Annotated in this window: 15 protein-coding genes; 5 read left to right on the top strand and 10 right to left on the bottom strand. The window is 41.1% G+C overall.

Features of this window, described 5'->3' with window-relative positions; all coding sequences use genetic code 11:
- Positions 1-269 precede the first annotated feature (269 nt).
- The gene (locus H6G73_RS10500) at positions 270-1781 is read right to left on the bottom strand and encodes an AAA family ATPase (RefSeq protein ID WP_190604082.1); all 1512 of its coding nucleotides are present in this window, start codon (positions 1779-1781) and stop codon (positions 270-272) included.
- A gap of 269 nt (positions 1782-2050) precedes the next feature.
- Here H6G73_RS10500 and H6G73_RS24780 point away from each other — a divergent pair, with 269 nt between their 5' ends.
- Entirely contained in the window at positions 2051-2173 is a 123-nt protein-coding gene (locus tag H6G73_RS24780; RefSeq protein ID WP_277925184.1) for a hypothetical protein, read from the top strand.
- Positions 2174-2238: 65 nt separating this feature from the next.
- Here the strand turns inward: H6G73_RS24780 and H6G73_RS10495 are convergent, their stop codons facing one another.
- Positions 2239-4974: a DUF3536 domain-containing protein gene (locus tag H6G73_RS10495; protein WP_190604080.1), complete on the bottom strand. Its 2736-nt coding sequence runs from the start codon at positions 4972-4974 to the stop codon at positions 2239-2241.
- Positions 4975-5679: 705 nt separating this feature from the next.
- Here H6G73_RS10495 and cax point away from each other — a divergent pair.
- The 3 genes from cax to H6G73_RS10480 all read left to right on the top strand — a co-directional run bounded on the left by cax (position 5680) and on the right by H6G73_RS10480 (position 9201).
- On the top strand, positions 5680-6759 hold the full coding sequence (gene cax / locus H6G73_RS10490; protein WP_190604078.1) for a calcium/proton exchanger: 1080 nt from the start codon (positions 5680-5682) through the stop codon (positions 6757-6759).
- Positions 6760-7058: 299 nt separating this feature from the next.
- Positions 7059-7430, top strand: coding sequence for a Crp/Fnr family transcriptional regulator (locus H6G73_RS10485; RefSeq protein ID WP_190604076.1), 372 nt, complete (start codon positions 7059-7061; stop codon positions 7428-7430).
- A gap of 100 nt (positions 7431-7530) precedes the next feature.
- Entirely contained in the window at positions 7531-9201 is a 1671-nt protein-coding gene (locus H6G73_RS10480) for a glycosyltransferase family 4 protein (RefSeq protein WP_190604074.1), read from the top strand.
- A 22-nt stretch (positions 9202-9223) separates the two neighbouring features.
- Here H6G73_RS10480 and H6G73_RS10475 read toward each other — a convergent pair whose 3' ends face one another.
- Positions 9224-10240, bottom strand: coding sequence for a metallophosphoesterase (locus H6G73_RS10475; RefSeq protein WP_190604071.1), 1017 nt, complete (start codon positions 10238-10240; stop codon positions 9224-9226).
- 315 nt (positions 10241-10555) lie between these two features.
- Here H6G73_RS10475 and H6G73_RS10470 point away from each other — a divergent pair, with 315 nt between their 5' ends.
- A complete protein-coding gene (locus H6G73_RS10470; protein WP_190604069.1) occupies positions 10556-11125 on the top strand; it encodes a hypothetical protein in 570 nt (189 codons plus the stop codon).
- A gap of 81 nt (positions 11126-11206) precedes the next feature.
- On the opposite strand, the gene H6G73_RS10465 is transcribed toward H6G73_RS10470, so the two are convergent.
- From H6G73_RS10465 to H6G73_RS24970, 7 genes are all read right to left on the bottom strand, one after another.
- Positions 11207-11947 carry a hypothetical protein gene (locus H6G73_RS10465; RefSeq protein WP_190604067.1) on the bottom strand — a complete coding sequence of 247 codons (741 nt, stop codon included), beginning with the start codon at positions 11945-11947 and terminating at the stop codon, positions 11207-11209.
- A gap of 81 nt (positions 11948-12028) precedes the next feature.
- Complete coding sequence (locus H6G73_RS10460; protein WP_190604065.1) at positions 12029-13669, bottom strand: GspE/PulE family protein; 1641 nt, start codon at positions 13667-13669, stop codon at positions 12029-12031.
- Between the two features lie 268 nt (positions 13670-13937).
- Positions 13938-14237: a cell division topological specificity factor MinE gene (gene minE / locus H6G73_RS10455; RefSeq protein ID WP_190604064.1), complete on the bottom strand. Its 300-nt coding sequence runs from the start codon at positions 14235-14237 to the stop codon at positions 13938-13940.
- A gap of 35 nt (positions 14238-14272) precedes the next feature.
- The gene (minD, locus tag H6G73_RS10450) at positions 14273-15079 is read right to left on the bottom strand and encodes a septum site-determining protein MinD (RefSeq protein ID WP_190604061.1); all 807 of its coding nucleotides are present in this window, start codon (positions 15077-15079) and stop codon (positions 14273-14275) included.
- Between the two features lie 85 nt (positions 15080-15164).
- Positions 15165-16298, bottom strand: a complete 1134-nt coding sequence (gene minC, locus H6G73_RS10445; RefSeq protein ID WP_190604059.1) for a septum site-determining protein MinC — start codon at positions 16296-16298, stop codon at positions 15165-15167.
- A gap of 128 nt (positions 16299-16426) precedes the next feature.
- A complete protein-coding gene (locus H6G73_RS10440; RefSeq protein ID WP_190604057.1) occupies positions 16427-17746 on the bottom strand; it encodes a four-carbon acid sugar kinase family protein in 1320 nt (439 codons plus the stop codon).
- Between the two features lie 356 nt (positions 17747-18102).
- A complete protein-coding gene (locus tag H6G73_RS24970) occupies positions 18103-18303 on the bottom strand; it encodes a DUF29 family protein (RefSeq protein WP_190604055.1) in 201 nt (66 codons plus the stop codon).
- Between the last annotated feature and the right edge of the window lie 37 nt (positions 18304-18340).

Below are 18340 nucleotides of genomic sequence, written 5' to 3'. Positions count from 1 at the left end.
ATTCTTGGGTTCTTCTTTGCGGCTTTGCGACTTTGCGCGAAACAAAAAATATTTATGCAAAAGGTCTATCATTCTGTTTCTAATGTATCAAAGTTTAGGTATTATACCAATTAACGAAAAAATAAACCACGTTCACGCAGCGTGCCTTAGGGATAGAAAAGAGCATTTTAGAGATATCTTACGTAAGTCTTGAAATCTATTAATAATTTGGTAAACATCAATATTTGTGTTGGGTTGCGCTGTCGCTTAACCCAACCTACTTTTAAAAATTAGCGTAACTTGCCAAAAGCATCACTTAAAGAACTTTGTTTAGATGCTAACCTGGCACGTCCCGCAGCAGCCCATTCTTGCAGTTTTTGAATTTGTTCAACTGCCGTTCTTGCTAAAGGAATAATTTGACTGGCTGCTTCTAAAATATCATCGGTGGTAAAGTCACGGTTTTGACTAAACCCAATGTGCATGGCTTCAATTAAAGTTTGTTCAATTTCTGCACCAGAAAAATCCGGTGTTTCATAAGCTAATCGATTAATGTCATAGCTTTTGATGTTGTGGGGACGTAAGCGTGTTAAATGAACATTAAAAATGGCTTTTCTTTCTTCTTGATTGGGTAAACCCACAAAGAAGATTTCATCAAAGCGACCTTTTCGCAACATTTCTGGTGGTAAGGCTTGGATATCGTTGGCTGTAGCCACGACAAAGACGGGAGAAGTTTTTTCTGCTAACCAGGTGATAAATGTGCCAAATACACGGCTAGTGGTTCCTGCATCACCTTTACTACCTAAGCCAGAAAAAGCTTTATCAATTTCATCAATCCACAGGACACAAGGTGCTAGGGCTTCCGCTACTTGAATCATTTGTCGAGTCCGGGATTCTGATTCCCCTACTAACCCACCAAATAACCGCCCTACGTCTAAGCGTAACAAAGGTAAATGCCAATGATGGGCGATCGCTTTGGCTGTTAATGATTTTCCTGTACCTTGAATTCCCACCAATAATAAACCACGGGGATGGGGTAAACCATATTGTCTGGCTTTTTCTGTAAAGGAACCACCACGGCGAATCAGCCAATCCTTAAGGTTATCTAACCCTCCGATGTCAGATATTTGCTCTGTGGCGGGGTAAAAGTCCAGGATTTGGGTTTGGCGGATGGTTTGGCGTTTTTCCTCCAAAACTAAATCTACGTCCTCTGGTTGCAATTCTCCGTGGGAAGCTATGGCCCTGGCTAAAACTCGGCGTATCCTTTCCATTGATAGCCCTTGACAGGATAAAACCAAATCATCTAAAAACTTGCCGGAGGGAGAATTTCCAGTTGCTTGTAATAAACGTTCTACTTCGACCCGAATTTCTGCACCACTGGGTAAGGGAAATTCCACGACCGTCAACACTTCCGTTAAGTCATCGGGAATGTTGATGCGGGGTGAGAGGATGACTATATTTTTGGGTTGGGACTTGAGGAGTCGGGCCAAGTTACGTAGTTTGCGAGCGATCGCTACATCTTCTAAAAATCGATGATAATCTCGAAGTATAAATACTGCCGATGCCGAAGCTGGCAACTTTTCCACAAATTCTAAGGCTTGCAGTGGGTTCCGCTTTCCAAAGCCTACATCATTGGGATTGCCTTGATAACCGTCTACAAAATCCCAAGTGTACACAGGACGATTACCTTGGTTGTTGGCTTCTTCCCGAATGGCAGTTTCTACCCGCTCTTCTTCACTGGTGGGAATATAAATCAAAGGATAACGCGCCCGAAGCAGCAGTTTAAACTCTTCACGAAAGTTCATAGTAGCTGTTGTGGAAATAGTTCTTATTCCATTTTTGAGCTATGGGGAATGAAAATGAACTTCTGAATTGCTTTTTTCCTCTTGATGTTACCCATTAGCCCTTTTCTGCAAAAGCAACCAACACATTGAGTAAACCCCTCCCCAACCCTCAGAGCAAGCGGGGAGGATGCGCGACAGCGCGGGTGGGGTAATGATCTGTTGCCAAGATTTTCGATTTGGTATAGCAATAGACAGAGAGGTTAGGACATTAACTAACACTAAACAGGAGTATGCCTACGGCACGCTGCGCGAACAGAAGTATGGCTGCGCCACGCTGCGCGAACAAGAGTTTAAAAATTCAAGAATTAAACAGCAATGGCATTAATTATTCTGTAACTCCTGCAACTCTGTAACTTCTGTCTTCTTCCTCTGTCACCTGTCACCTGTCACCTGTCACCTGTCACCTGTCACCTGTCACCTACTCTAGTTGACTTAAGGCTGGAGTCACATCAACTTTTAACTTTTGTCCTAATTTGAGTAACTGACGACATTGAATACTGTCTACTTCGTTATCTAAGCTAGGAATGCGGGGCAGAATTTGGCTGTGTAAACAGTGAAAGAATAGTTCCTGGGCTTTATGTAAGGAAATATCCAAATTTAAGTGATAGCCAACATCAATTAGTCTTTCCAGCCTTTCCAAATCCAGAGTGATGTTGGTACTAGCATCATACAAAAGCTGCCAGAGTAAACGCACTATTAACTGTTCTAATATTTGCTTACCTTCAGGAATGTTGAGATGACAGCGTAAATGTTTACTTTCTGTGGCGATCGCTTCTAGTTCCACAATATGATTAAAACTAGATTGGGGTTCGGCTATATCTTGTTCGAGCGATCGTAAAGACATCATACACCGATAACCCAAAGCAATTTCCGCCGCTACTTGCAATTCCTGGGGAACTGCTAACTCATCCCGATGAAAAGCTATGATGACACCGTAATTTTCTCGGTATGTCTGGGTATAAAGTTGGTCTAAGCGGGTGAGGGTTTCCTGGTTCAAGAGTCGCATGATGCGATGGCGTTCCTCTGCAAACAGATTTTGTAAACTAAAGGCTTCACCCCCAAAACTCTGGGTCATGACTAAAATTACGTGGGCAGCACTGGCTTGCTGCATGGCTGTCAATAGCTTCTCTTTCAGGTGAGTATATTCACGTCGTCCGGTAAATGGTTGAATACAGCAATGGAAATCCCAACCGCCTAAATGCAGGACAGCAAAGACTAAATGCTCACTTTCCCAAGTAATATCTGACACTAGCTTTAAATGTCCTACTACCAATGTCAAAGAACCCAGCCGTTGACGGTGGTAATCTAACTCATTGACTGTGTAGCAATAAACTCGCTTTTGACGTTCTTGATGATTACCTTCCCGCTTCAAAGTTACCGAGGACATATCTTCAGCAGCGGCAGTAACTGTATCTGCGGGTGATGGTTTGTGGTGATTGAATAAGGAGGTGATGCCGTAGTGAGCAGCGACTTGTTTAAAGCTAATTTGTGCAGTTAATACTAGTTGGCGATATACTTCAGCACCATGTTTAAACTGTTCCACATTACTGGGGGCTAAACCCAAGCGTTTGAGGAAACCTTTTTCCAACTGTACACCTGCCACATCTCCGGCTAATTCTAAAGCGCGGGCCGCATAACGTAAAATCTGCGTTCCCTCTGGCCGGGACAGTTCTTCAAAAAACCAACCACAACTGGTGTACATCAACAACGAGTGACGCTGCATTTCCAACAAGCGCAAAGCGTCTACCTGTTCTGCGGCATTGAGTTTGCGGGTTTGATGACGGGAGAGAAAACGGCTAACATTGGCAGGGGAGCGATCGCGGATGACTTGAATATATTCATCCCTTGCTAACCAGGGATCACGAAATAACTGTCTACCATATTCTTCATACACTTCAATCAACTGATCCCGCAGCCAATTTAAAGCATTTCGCAACGGTTTCCGCCATTTTTGATGCCAAACACCACCTTCACCACCACAACCACAATCATCTTGCCATCTATCTACACCGTGGGCACAACTCCAAGCAGTAACTGGCTTTAGTTCTACTTCCCATGTGGGTGGATTTAAACTTAAGTAATGGGCAAAGTTGGTTACAGTCCAACCATGATGGGAAAATTCACCAATGAAAGCATAGGCTAAAGTTTTCTCTGTTCCCTTTTTATGGTGTCCAAAGGTTTCTCCATCGGTGGCTACAGAAATTAATTGTGCGGGACGATGATCCCCACGGACAGCCGCACCGATACGCCCGGCTAAATGATGGGAACTATAAATAACATCACTAAAACCCATATCCCTAGAAATCGGGCCATCGTAGAAGAAAATATCAATATAGGGGCAGTCTGGTTGGTATTCTGCAATATTAATTTTCGCTGTACTCAGAGGAGAATTGCTACGGCTGAGATTGGGCTTTAAATAACAACGATAGGAACGGGTGGGATCAATTTGACTACCTCCCACTTCATGCCACTCTGGGTGGGGATTTTCAGCAGTGGGAAAAGGCCGGCAACGTTGGGCCTGGGATGGTGCGAGGATAATAAACCGAATCCCTTCTTTGATTAAAGCTTCTAGGGTGGCGTAATCTACAGCGGTTTCTGCCAACCACATACCTTCGGGATCACGACCAAACCGGGAACGAAAGTCAGCTTTTCCCCAGCGAATTTGGGTATATTTATCTCTGTCGTTAGCCAAAGGCATAATGATGTGATTATACACTTGGGCGATCGCATTCCCATGACCATTTAACCGCTTGGCGCTTTTGACATCAGCCTCCAGAATACGCTGATACACCTCCACATCATGGCGTTCCAACCAAGACATCAGCGTGGGGCCAATGTTAAAACTCATGTACTCATAATTATTGACGATCCCCACTACTTCACCTTTGTCATTTAAGACCCTGGCAAAAGCATTAGGACGATAGCATTCCCAATGTATGCGTTCATTCCAGTCATGGAAAGGTGCAGCACTTGGTTGACGTTCAATGGCATCTAAATAAGGATTTTCCCTTGGTGGTTGATAAAAATGCCCATGGACAGTGACATAAACACCTTGAGCCTGTTTCAGGGGGTTGGGATCACTGCTGTATTGATAATCTTCGTGAAATTGAGGTGTTGATCCAGAACTAACTGGACGTTCAGCTGCTGAGGTCATGTATTTGGTTTCCGAGAAACTATGATTTTCACAAAAATATTGCTATGTATACCTTTCTACAATGTTTGCTTCACTACGTCAGGTATAAACAACTGCTATGCAATAAAACTAAATTTTCAACACTTCCGCCACAAGATTATGGGTAAAAATCTATTTAGGGATGTGGGGTATGGGGTTGAGGTGCTGCATTTTCCAGGTTGGGATATAGTCATGAATTTGATATTTTCCTTACCCTCTACCCAAACTAATAATTTATTCTGACGTAAACCCTAATCATCATAGCCATAATTATAGCTTAGAATAAATCTGCGTTGTTACACAGTTACATTCCCAACCCAACAAAGTTATTATCCTTGGCAACACTTAGCCTGAGAGTAAGAAATTTAATAGTCTTTTAATATATTAAAACTTATGCCAGGTGTAAAATTACCGCTTTTTGCCTAGAGTTTTACAACAAAACATGACAAAAAGTAACTAAATCTCAATCTTATTTTACAAATGAACTGCCGACCATGGAATAAATCCTCACCAACAGCGGAAAAGTTGAGTCTATTTGTGGTGTTATATCAGTAACTGATACTTTTTTGAATAACTTTCACCAACATACTTTAATGGTAAAACCCCCCGGATTTAGCTGTGGAGTTAATCCAAAATTGTCTATCCATCATCGGATAACCTGCACATAATTTACAGCCAAGTTACCAAATGTCAACTAAAAACATTATTTTCCTAATTCTCTTGCTATTTATACCCATCTCTTTAGCGGCTCATTTTCTAGAGTGGGGAGAATTAATAGTCTTCATCACCGCTGGACTGGCAATATTGCCCCTAGCAGCTTGGATGGGTGCAGCAACAGAAGAAATCGCTGTGGTGGTCGGCCCAACCTTAGGAGGGTTATTAAATGCCACCTTTGGCAATGCGACAGAATTAATCATTGCCCTTGTGGCCCTCAAAGCTGGACTAGTTGATGTGGTCAAAGCCAGTATCACAGGTTCCATCATTGGTAACTTACTTTTAGTGATGGGGCTGTCCATGCTATTAGGTGGACTCCGTTACAAAGAACAGACTTTTCAACCAATTGTGGCCCGGGTTAATGCTGCTTCCATGAATTTAGCCGTCATCGCTATTTTGTTACCAACAGCGATGAATTACACCTCTAAAGGTATTAACGAACAAACTCTACAAAACCTATCTCTCGCTGTTGCCGTCGTCTTAATTCTGGTTTATGCCCTCACTTTGCTATTTTCCATGAAAACCCACGCTTATTTATACGATGTTGGTGTGGCAGATATTGAAGAAGCAGAGGAAGAACCCCATGAAAAACCCAATGTGTTGTTATGGAGTTGTGTACTGCTAGTATGTACCTTATTAGTAGCACTGGAGTCAGAATTGCTAGTAGATTCCTTGGAAGTGGCTACATCAAAGCTAGGTTTAACCGCACTGTTTACTGGGGTGATTTTAGTACCTATTGTGGGTAACGCAGCTGAACACGCTACAGCTGTGACAGTAGCTATGAAAGACAAAATGGATCTTTCCCTATCTGTTGCGGTGGGTTCAAGTATGCAAATCGCTTTATTTGTTGCCCCTGTATTAGTAATAGCTGGATGGATATTTGGTCAACCGATGGATTTGGATTTTAACCCCTTTGAATTGGTGGCTGTCACTGTAGCGGTGTTAATTGCGAATACTATTAGTTCTGATGGTAAGTCGAATTGGTTGGAAGGCACCTTACTTTTAGCGGCTTACACAGTTTTAGGTTTCGCCTTTTATTTCCATCCGGTGTAGCAATACCTTGATTAGATATCTTGCCTAAATATTTTTTTGTTTCATGCCAAGGCGCAAAGAAAAGAACGCTAAGAAGGATTTTTGCAAGAGGTCTATTTCATAAATTCTTGTGGGGTAGGCATCTTGCCTGCCCTTTAAATTTTATCTAGGTTGGGTGGAAGGAAATTTTGTAGATACCTGGTAAGCAATTCAGTCAGCAAAATCATCAAAAATACTGGATGATTAGTGGATTTCCACCAGTTATATTATTAGTTAACTGAAAAATTCACAAAAAAATAAATAATTGTGGGGGTATAGACATGTTAAGTCCAGTTGTTACTCTCAGTATCTTTCAAAAACAACCCCAACCTCTGGTTTTCTCGGCTGGCCAAGTTATTTTTGAGGAAGGGCAGTCAGGAGATTTGATGTATGGGGTGTTGAAGGGAGAGGTGGCTGTGGTGGTTAATGGTCAGGTGCTAGAAACCATCACGGCTGATGAAGTATTTGGCACCGGTGTGCTGGTAGGTGTAAAAAAGAGAACCTATACGGCTATTGCTCAAACGAACTGTGAATTAGCTTATATCGACGAAGCGGGCTTTCTATTTGCTGTGCAGGAAACACCGACCTTTGCTTTAAAGGTAATGAAAAGTTACTCAGAACGTCTTTCTCGTTTATGTCAGAAGTGCGCTTGAGAACCTGAAGCGATCGCGGATATGATCAATAAGTGCGATCGCTTAATTTTAAATTAATCACGTATTGTAATATTGGCTCGATATAATTGCCAATTAATATATGAAAAATACTGCCGCAATTTTATATAAAAAAGATGGTTATGATACTTCTGGGAAAAGACTTTTAGGCCGTCAATCTGCCGGTGAAGGCTTTCTCAAAGCTCTAGTTCAATACGGAACAGCAGAATCTATCTATTGTTATACAACCAGTCGCGATGAATTTGGTGAATTCTGCCAACGCATTCAACCTTGGATTAATGGTTCTCGACAAGTTAGTTGGATTCCTTTTAACAATCATCAAGGTTTAGCTCAAGCAGGTACACTTTATCATCCCGATCCCCGCCTTGCTAACCCAGCTTGGGCTAGACGTTTTGACGACCAACGGTTATACAGTATCTGTGGAGTTACTCATACTATAGCCAGTATGGGGGTTTTAGAAAATATTGCTAATCTCATCCTAGCCCCTCTCCAACCTTGGGATGCTTTAGTATGTACTTCCATGGCAGTGAAAAAGGCTGTAGATCATCTATTTGATACTTGGACAGAATACCTAACTCAACGTATCGGTGGTCAACCAAGCATCAATTTACAATTACCAATCATTCCTCTAGGCATTGATTGTCAAGCATTTAATCACGGCGATTATACTGCCAATATTCGCACCTCTATGCGTTTATCTTTGGGTATTCCCCAAGATGACATTGTGGTTTTGTTTGTGGGGAGACTGTGCTTTTACGCCAAAGCCCATCCCATACCCATGTACATGGCCTTAGAAAAGGCAGCACAAGCAACACAGAAAAAAATCCATTTTGTCTTAGCTGGTTGGTTTGAAGACGACAGAGAAACAGTTAATTTCCAACAAAGTACACAAACCTTTTGCCCTTCAGTTAATTGTATTTTTGTCGATGGACGTAAACCAGAAATTCGTCACGGTATTTGGTCTGCGGCGGATATTTTTATTTCCCTAGTAGACAATGTGCAAGAAACCTTTGGATTAACTCCTCTCGAAGCCATGGCCTCTGGTTTACCAGTCATTGTTTCTGACTGGGATGGTTATAAGGAAACCGTGCGTCATGAAGTAGATGGTTTTAGAATTCCTACCCTCATACCTCCACCAGAATCGGGATTAGATTTGGCTTATGGCTATTTAACGGAAAGTCTCAATTACAGTACCTATATTGCCCATTCTTCCCTTGCTATTTCTGTCGATATTGAAGCCGCAAGTAAGGCCCTCATAACTTTAATTAATCATCCTGAATTGCGGAAGCAGTTAGGAGAAAACGGCAGAAAACATGCTTGGCAAACCTTTGATTGGCGGGTAATTATGGCTGCCTATGAGCAGTTGTGGCAAGAATTAGCGGCAATTAGGGCTGTGGAATCAATGTCTGTGCCAACAACCCCTGGTAAGCCGAGAGTACCTTGGTGTGATGACCCCTTTAGACAGTTTGCCCATTATTCTAGTGCGATCGCTACTCCCAGCCTAGTGTTAAAACTTGGTTCCATGAGTACACCAGAGAATTTACAACACATTCGCAGCAATTGGATGGCTAACTTTGGTGCAGACCGGAGGATACCCAACAATATCATTGATACTATTTTAGGTGCGATCGCACAACTAGGTTCAGCCTCCATCGAAACAATCTACAATCTCAACCCTAATATCCCTCAACCTGAGTTACTTCGCACTATTGTTTATTTAGTTAAATTTGATATTCTTGCCATTGCTCAGTAAATTATGTCTATTCTATTTAGATTTATCTGGGTAATGTACTTTCCAAGTCATTTATAACTTGTAACCATTTATCTGGTGTTGGTAAAGCTTGCTGGAGAAATTCACCAGTCAAATAGCTAGCATTGGCTTTATATAAAAGTTGTGCATAACTCAACCCGCAAGCTGGTTTTTTAAAATCATCAGCACCATACAGAGAAATCAACTCTGTCAATTTTTCCTCTACTTTCAAAATTATTTGGGTAGATAAAGCCAGTAAATCATTCATCCACTGTTCTTTTTCTCGAATAAAAGCTGATAATTCTGAATTAGAAGAATTTCTAAATTCCTGACAAATTCCCTGAATTTTTTCCCATTTATAACTACCCCAAGGTTTAGCCTTCATCACAGGTAATTGCCATTTCACTATTTCTTCCTGCCAATAATCTTTAGGCGCTTGTACCTGCACAAATTCAAAATTAGGTAAAATTAGCCCAGTTAATCTACCTCCGTGACAAGCCCCCGTATCAATTCCATATACCTTACCAGGGATAATCTTTGGCTCATCACCAACAACACGATGACCAAAAATTACTGGTTTCTCACCAGTATACCTCTGGCTCCAATAAGTATTACCATAGAGTTTTTCAAAATGCTTTTCCCCCGCAGTACAACCACACAAAACTTCTTCCCTTTGTTCTGCAATTGGTATGCCATTTTCCACCGCAGCATGAACAAAAATCGCTGCTTCAGTTTCGTAATAGTAGGGTAAATACCTCACCCATTCTAGAAATTCCTGATAGCGTTCACCAAATTGTAATTTGACAATTTCCTGAGAATAAGAAAGAGTCTGACGTAAGTGCTTACGTTCATGATTTCCCATGATCACAATGGTGTTGGGACGATTTTTGAGAAAATCATACACCTTCACCGAATCAACCCCACGGTCAACTATATCTCCCAAGGAGATTAAACAATCATCTTCTCTAATTTCTGCTTTAGCTATTAATTGCCGCAGTTCTTCATAACAACCGTGAATATCACCAACTACAATGGTTCGCATACTTTTCAGCAAGACTGGTTAATTATATTATACTACACATGTAGTATAAGAATAAAATCAAAATTATTCCCCAGATATCTGATGACATTAAATATGCGTTGTCCATCACCCTTGTACAGACTTTACATATAAAGTTTCTACAGTCTTTGCCAGCCGATATTTTATTGAGACAAGTAAATAGGTGCTAATATTTGAATCTATATTAAGAAACTTAAAGTAGGGTGTGTTGCTGCGTAGGGCAACGCACCTTGAATTATATTTCTCCATATACAATGAGTAGATAATTATCACATTGATTTCCATCAAGGAGCTATCTTGTATTATCGCAATTGGCAAATAATATTATTTTTAATTACGCCATTCATTGCTATTGGAATATTGCTATTACCAATTATTCCCAATTTAACCACTGCCCAATTTGTAATATCTGTAGTGATATGGCTATTGATGTTTATTTGCGGGTTTTTAATTTTTAAAAAACCACAGTCATTACCAATTATCAAAACGCGAATTTTGATTATTATCTACCTATTAGTATCAAGTTTAGTATTTTTATTTGTCGCCTTTCTCGTAATCATGTCGGCTGACTTTGATGCTCCTACTATCGAGACATTAAAATACCAAGAATATCCCACAACAGCATATTTATATAACTACACCTGCTTTCCCCCAGATAGCGCGACAGAATGCGATACATATCGCGGAGAACTAAAATTAAAAATTGGTATTACTCCCTTTGTGGAAACAAAATTTATTTGTCCCTGTTTGTTTGGTACACCTGAACGAGTTGATGAATGGGTTATTCTTCCTTTAGAAGCCAACCGAGATAAAAAATTATCATCAATTAAAATCAACTTAAAAACTAGCGAGATAATCAAACAATAACAGGACTTAGGCATAGACTACGAAAAATATGGGTATGAGATTGCATCCCTGTGGTCGCAATGACGATAAATACCTTGCAAATTACAAACTAATTAATTCTGCTTTTTTTATGGCATTACGCCAGGCTATTTTTGCTGCTATTCTGTAATCAATTTCTTTAGAATTTATCTGATGATGACTGCCATCATAGAATATAATCTTGGTGAATTCGATAGCAATGTTAGTCTGATGAAAATATTGAACTAATTCATCAAGTATACTTTCAAAACACGCTGGGATATAATAAGATGGAACGATATTTTCGTGAATTTGCCAAGATAAATGCAGATGTTGATGTTCTAAATTTGGTTCTATCCGCACTACCACATGACCATAACAGTCAATACTGGAACTATAACGAATTAATTTTCCTTCCCCAACTATTGGTTGCGCGATCGCACAAAGTTTACATGTAACATGATTCCATAAACTTAATTCAATACTTCCAGCAAATCTATTCCATAAATTGGTTGTCCAGTGCCACTTCTCTACATATTCACATATGTAATCCCAATCATTATTGCGTACCCCTTTATAAAATTTGAGATGATTATATAATTGGCTGATATCTTGAGTAGGGGGAGGGTCTATTTCTAGTAATTTAATTAATTTTTGAGCTACTGCGATTGTTTCCTCAATAAATAATTCTCCTACTACGTTATCTTCATATTTTCCTCGTTCAGGATATTGTTGTAACAATTCAATGGTGCGATGTAACCATCGTCTATCCTGTCTTGCCTCATAGGTATAATATTTGGCAAAACATAGTGTTTGATAGTTCATACGAAAAGGGTTTTGGATGTATGCAAAATCATTTTCATCCTCAACACTCCGCGAACAGGTCAAATGTGAGGCTGATTAAGGTCAAGCTAAATGTTTACGCAGTAATGCACTATGAGGTAACACCCTCAATACTTCATCTAAAGTTGTTACTCCTGTAGTCACTTTTTGAGCAGCTGCTACTCCGAAGGAAGTGAAATTTGTAGTTTGTAAATAACGATGTAGTTGAGCCATTGTCCCATCATAAATAAGCTCGCGCACTTGATCATCTACATCTAATAACTCAACAATTGCTTCCCTGCCTAAATAACCAGAATTAAAGCACTTGGCACAGCCACGTCCCCGTCGCCAATTTTGAGTATTTGCTGGTGTGGGTTCTAGTCCCAATTTACGCAATTCTGCTTGGGTTGGTATGTAAGTTTCCGCACAATGGGGACAAACTCGCCGCACTAGGCGTTGAGCAACAATACCTACAAGGGCATCACTAATTAAACCTGGGTCTGGGCCAATATCTTTGAGTCGGGGAATTGTGCCTACTGCGTCATTGGTGTGTAAGGTAGTAAATACCAAATGTCCAGTTAATGCGGCTCGCACTGCTGTTTCTGCGGTTTCACTGTCTCTAATTTCCCCCACCATAATCACATCAGGGTCTTGGCGGAGAATTGCCCGCAAACCAGCAGCAAAGGTCATACCTGCGGCTTCATTTACTTGAGTTTGGGTAATTCCTGATAACACATATTCCACTGGGTCTTCTACGGTGACGACGTTCACTGACTCTGTGGCTACTGCTTGCAAACTGGTGTAGAGGGTGCTGGTTTTGCCTGAGCCTGTGGGTCCGGTGAGAATAATCATGCCTTGGGGTTGGCTGATCCAGCCTTTGTAGGTTTCTAAGGCTGAACTAGCAAAACCCAGTTTATTCATGTCTGTGAAGGGGTTGCGCTGGGGTAATAAGCGAATTACGACTTTTTCACCTCCCACACAGGGAAGGGTGCTAACGCGCATATCTAAGCCCAGTTCTGAGGACTCTCCCGCAGCATATTTTTCACCGATGCGTCCGTCTTGAGGACAGCGACTTTCGGCAATGTCTATGTCTGACATGACTTTGAGGGCTACAACTACTCTGCGGCTAATTTCCAGGGGGAGAGTGGTAATATTTCGCAGGACACCATCGATACGATAGCGGACTCTTAAACCTTCTAGTGTGGGTTCGAGATGGATATCACTAGCACGGTTACGTAATGCGCCACCGATGATGGTTTTGACCCGCTGAATTTGGTCTGAGGCTTTGGATAAATATAGTTCTGTGATTTCGGAGATGTTTTCTGGTTCTGATTCGTTGGTGAGGGGGTTAATCAGAAAAGTGCCGTTGATTTTGTTGAGGTCAATATTTTGGGTAAGGAACCAGGCTTTGTAACTTTTTTCACCGATGGGTATAATTTTGATATCTGTAAGGGTGCGATCGCTTAATTTTTTGATGTCTGTCTCTACCAAAGCCACAGGACTACCAAGATAATAGCAGTTACGCCAAAGTAACAGAGGAATGACTGGGGGTAACTCTTGGGGAGTGGGAAATAATCTAAAAAACCGCGAACTAACTTCTGTATCCAAGAAACTCAAATTCAGTTGTCCGGTTTCATCTAGTAACAAACTTAGTGCTTGTTCGCAGTCAATTTCTCCTTTCTTTAGTTGTTGCCAAGGGGATGTGACAATGACATTGGCCTGCATATTTTTTGATTACCAAGATGATTTTATTGTCAGTTTGAATATTTAAGTTAAATAAAATTTTTAATGTTTTTAACTATACCAATACTTTCTAACAAAATCACTCTCGTTCTGAAAACCGGATATATACCTATAAATTAATTCATAGGCATGAATAACATCATTCCAGTCAGTTTGACCTTCAGGAAAAATCACCACTATCATATACGCCACATACTTTTCAGACCTGAGCCTCAAAAGCATGGGCTATGGTGATCAATCAAAGGAAAAATTACTGTGACGTATCGCTACTTTCTAACTCAGGTATGATTTCTTTAACCCGACGAATAGGTAAATTAGCAATCAAAGCTGTTGTCCGTTGATTGCTTTCGAGGGAAAATTCCAAACCTTCGGTTTCAACTTCTACATAGCGACAAACAATTTCTAAGATTTCTTGCCGCATTTTTTCTAAAGTTGGTGGATCTAAATCAGCACGGTCATGGGCAATCACTAATTGCAGACGGCGTTTAACTTGATTGCGGCTAGAGTCAGGCTGACGAGAAAAAAGTTTATCTATAAGTTCAAGAATCATTGCAGCTAGGTTTCAGACGGAGACTGGAACAGTATTTACACAATCTTTGTCCATAACAATTTTCTCAAACGCGAGAAGATATTGTCATTAGGCGAATCAAGTTCTAGAAATTCTACACTTTCCCCTTCAATTCTCCGCGCAATGTTTTCAAAGGCTATAGATGCTAAAGAGGGGTTTTCAGCTAATACTAATGGTTCACCCTTATTGGTAGAAACAATTACACGTTCATCATCAGGGACGACACCGATCAGGGGAATGGCGAGCAGTTCCTGAACGTCTTGAACAGACATCATATCATTTGCCCGTACCATTGCTGGTCTGATGCGATTAACAATTAAGTGGGTGCGTTTAATACCTTGGGCTTCCAGTAATCCAACTACCCGGTCAGCATCACGGACGGCGGAAATTTCGGGAGTTGTGACAATCAAGGCTTCTTTAGCTGGGGCGATCGCATTTTTAAATCCCATTTCAATCCCCGCGGGACTATCAATAATTACATATTGATATTTTTGTGCTAGGGCATTGACCAAGAGTTTCATTTGGTCGGGAGTCACCGCGTCTTTGGTGCGATTTTGAGCAGCTGGTAACAGGACAAGGTTGGGTTGTCGTTTATCTTTAACTAGTGCTTGTTCTAAACGACATTCCCTAGCCAGGACTTCTACCGCAGTGTAGACAATGCGATTTTCTAATCCTAGTAGCAAATCCAAATTTCTTAGTCCAAAATCGGCATCCACCAAGGCTACTTGCCGTCCGATTTTGGCTAAAGCCATACCTAGATTTGCTGACACCGTGGTTTTACCCACCCCTCCTTTACCGGAGGTAATCACAATAATGCGAGTCATGATAGCGATGTGCTCTCTTTGAGATGCTAGGCGAACGATGAGGGTTCAGGAAATAATACTAGATATTCAGAGTTAGTGATTCATCCTACTTAATGGAATTTCGAGAAAAATCCATAGCTCTGACAATGCGAATTCCTTGAGTACCGATATGCGCCACTTCTGGAAAAAACTGCGTCGGTGAATTTTCTGGTGCTCTAGCTACTGCATCTGCAATTCGCAGTTGGGTTGGTTCCATTTGCAACGCCATAATCAGACAGTCACGATTGCCTAGAGCACCAGCATGGGCAACTCCGCGCAGACGACCCCAAACTAAAATATCTCCATCTGCAACTACGATACCACCGGGATTAACATCTCCTAAGATAACGACTGTGCCAGGGTGACGAATTTCCACACCTGAACGAATGGTCATTTCTAGATAAAGGGCATCTGCTAGGGGTTGAACAGGATTTTTGAGATTTTGTTTGAAAGACTTGTTGGGTTGTATTTGTTCGACCGAATAACCAGAAGAGACAGCAGTGACGGCTGTTTGTCGCCTACTGGTGGCGATGGATGCTAATTCTAGTTGATATTCTTTGAGGGTTTCCGCCAGTTCTTGCAGTTGTCTGGTATCTAACAAGCGGTCTTGAGCCACAAGATGGACTGCACAGTTTGGTCTTCGCAAGCGATCGCCCCCATTCAGACGCTGCTTGATTTGGTTCCAAATCTCTGACCAACTATATTGAGAGCTAGATGCAGCAGATTCCGGCGGCAAAATTAATAATATTCGCTCCTCCTCTGTTTTGAACTGTACTTGAGCATGATGATTAATTTTCTCTGGTGGTAATTCTGATTCATTGGTCAGTAAACCATCAGAGTTGGCAATAGTCTCTGTTTTCTGGGTTACAGTTGCCGATGACACTTCCGATACAGGATTGTCAGCATTGACAACCTCAGTTGTACCGTCAGTTACCACCTCTGTCGATGGAGCATCAGACTCAACTTTCTCTATTACAGCCTCTGTTTTCACTTCTGTCTTTGGGGATTCACCCTTTAAATAGACAAGAACTGAATTTAGCTCGTCGCTGGAAATAATCCGTTCTGAATCTTGATCATCAAAAGTGTCTAAATTGTTTTCTGTATAATCATTGACCTCCACATCCACTGAGTTAACAGTTGATTCTGCATTAGGAAGTGCAGAATTGGATTCCCAATCAGGGTTATTAGCATCTGAATTCATGCCATACTAGCCAAAAGACACCAACACACTGAGCAATTACCAATACAAGATTAATCAGATTATGTCAACGGATCATCACCCTCAAGATTGCTGATGAGTCGGTTTTAACTTGATGTGATGGATATCAGCTATTTTCTTGTTAAGCGTTGATAAATTGTTCCCAGGGCTTCAGCATTACCCACATTGCCAGGAAACAGCACCACAGGCAAGTTAGGAAATAGAGGATGGTCAGATGGGGTAATTACCATAGAACAACCAGCTAAAATTTGCCCTAGTAATCTGGCAGATGTTAAAGCTAAACCTGTGCTCAAAACATCGTTGGAAGTAATGCCACCTTTGCTGATTAAAAAGCCGATATCACTGGGTAAACCCCGGACAATATCCATTAATAAACTAGAAACTTGAGCGCCAAAATCTAGGCGAGTTTTCACATCTGGGAAAGTTAATTCCTGACGGCTTGTATACACCACAGGTGTTTGTCCACCGTTATGTACCATTTGGATTTTGTCCAGAATTTCTGTCAGTAATTGGCTAGAAGCATTGCTATCTTCTAGCAACCTAGAAACATTGACTTCTATGCCCACCGTGCCATCAAGTTTGAGTAATGCTTCTAACTGTTGGGTGGTTTTTTTGACATGGGAACCAACTATAACTGCACCTGGCTGGTCATATCTAACATACTCCGCCATGTTTTCAGCCGCGATGGGTTGGGGTGGTAAGGCGGCTAAAGCTGTTAAGATGCTGGCAGCAGAACGGAATAGAAAGCGTTTACCTTGACCGGCTGCGGTGAGGATATCTTGAGCAAATTGGTTGAGGTCAGCTTGCTTTTCTCCATCGACAACAGCGCATTGATTACCTTGTAGTTGGAGGAGGCGTTCTAAACTACCTTGACGGATATCTGCAAGTAAAAATCTGGTGATTGCATCTTCCCTAATGCGTCCTTGGGTTTTTTCTTCTACATACTTGGGTAAATAGCTGTGGTGATAGCTGAAGACTGAATCATGGGCAAATTCGGTTTCATGGACTGGGGTGGGTACACCATCAATGATGAGGTAGTGTATGCTGTCACGGGTGAAGCGTCCACCTTCAAAAAAGGCGGGGACGAGAAAATGAGCGTCAAAGGGGCCTAGTTCTTGGGCGATAACATCAGTTTCAATGGGGTAATGTCCGCGTAGGGTAGAATCGGAACGACTGACTACGAGAAAGTCGTGGATTTGTTCTGCGGCTAAGGCCAGTTTGAGATTTTCACACACTTCCTTGGTGACAGACGCGGCTGATTCTGGGGTAAGCGATCGCGTATTGGTCAAAATAAAGAAAATGGGTGCATCATCTCTTAACCCCAAACGCAAGGTTTCCACATCCCATTTCATCAGCAATAAGCAGCTGTGGACTGTTTGTGAACCAGTGGGGTCATCATCCAGGACAATTATCTTTGGTTTGGTACTCATTTAACTCGGTGTGAAAATTTTTGTTGATAAAGCTTTATGATTACACTTTTTTGATGTTTATGATTTTTACCTACCCTACATAACCATCTGCAATGATTGAGGGAGGAGCAAAACTAGTTCACTAGGGGAACGAGTAAGTTTTATATCGGTATAGCTAAATTATTTACCAGTAGTTATTGAGAAGTAACAAACAGTTTTTTATTATCGCGCAAAATTTGTACAGTTTTCCGTGCTGTTACTAAATGTTCTTTGAGCAATTTTATGCGAGTGATAAATGTTTCTCTATCTAGGGTTTGCTAAAAAATTTATCTGTGAGGGCTAGGAGTATGCCTACGGCACGCTGCGCGAACAGAAGTTCAGAAGTTCAGAAGAAGGTAGAAATATAATCTTTGACTTCTACCCATATTTTCTAATTCTGCTAATAAATTATCTAAATCAATTAAGGAAAATTGACCAGCCCGAATTTGATTAATAGTTGTTCTCAACCCAGAAGTGTTGAATGTTAAGAAAAATGCGATAAAAACAGCCCAAAATATGTTAGATTTTGGGCGAAACATTAAAGTATATCTATTTGATAGTGATTATAAATTCATT

It is taken from the genome of Richelia sinica FACHB-800 (assembly GCF_014698825.1).
GTDB lineage: Bacteria > Cyanobacteriota > Cyanobacteriia > Cyanobacteriales > Nostocaceae > FACHB-800.
The sequence above is the reverse complement of the archived record's forward strand: the minus strand, read 5'-3'. Positions and strand labels throughout refer to the sequence as shown.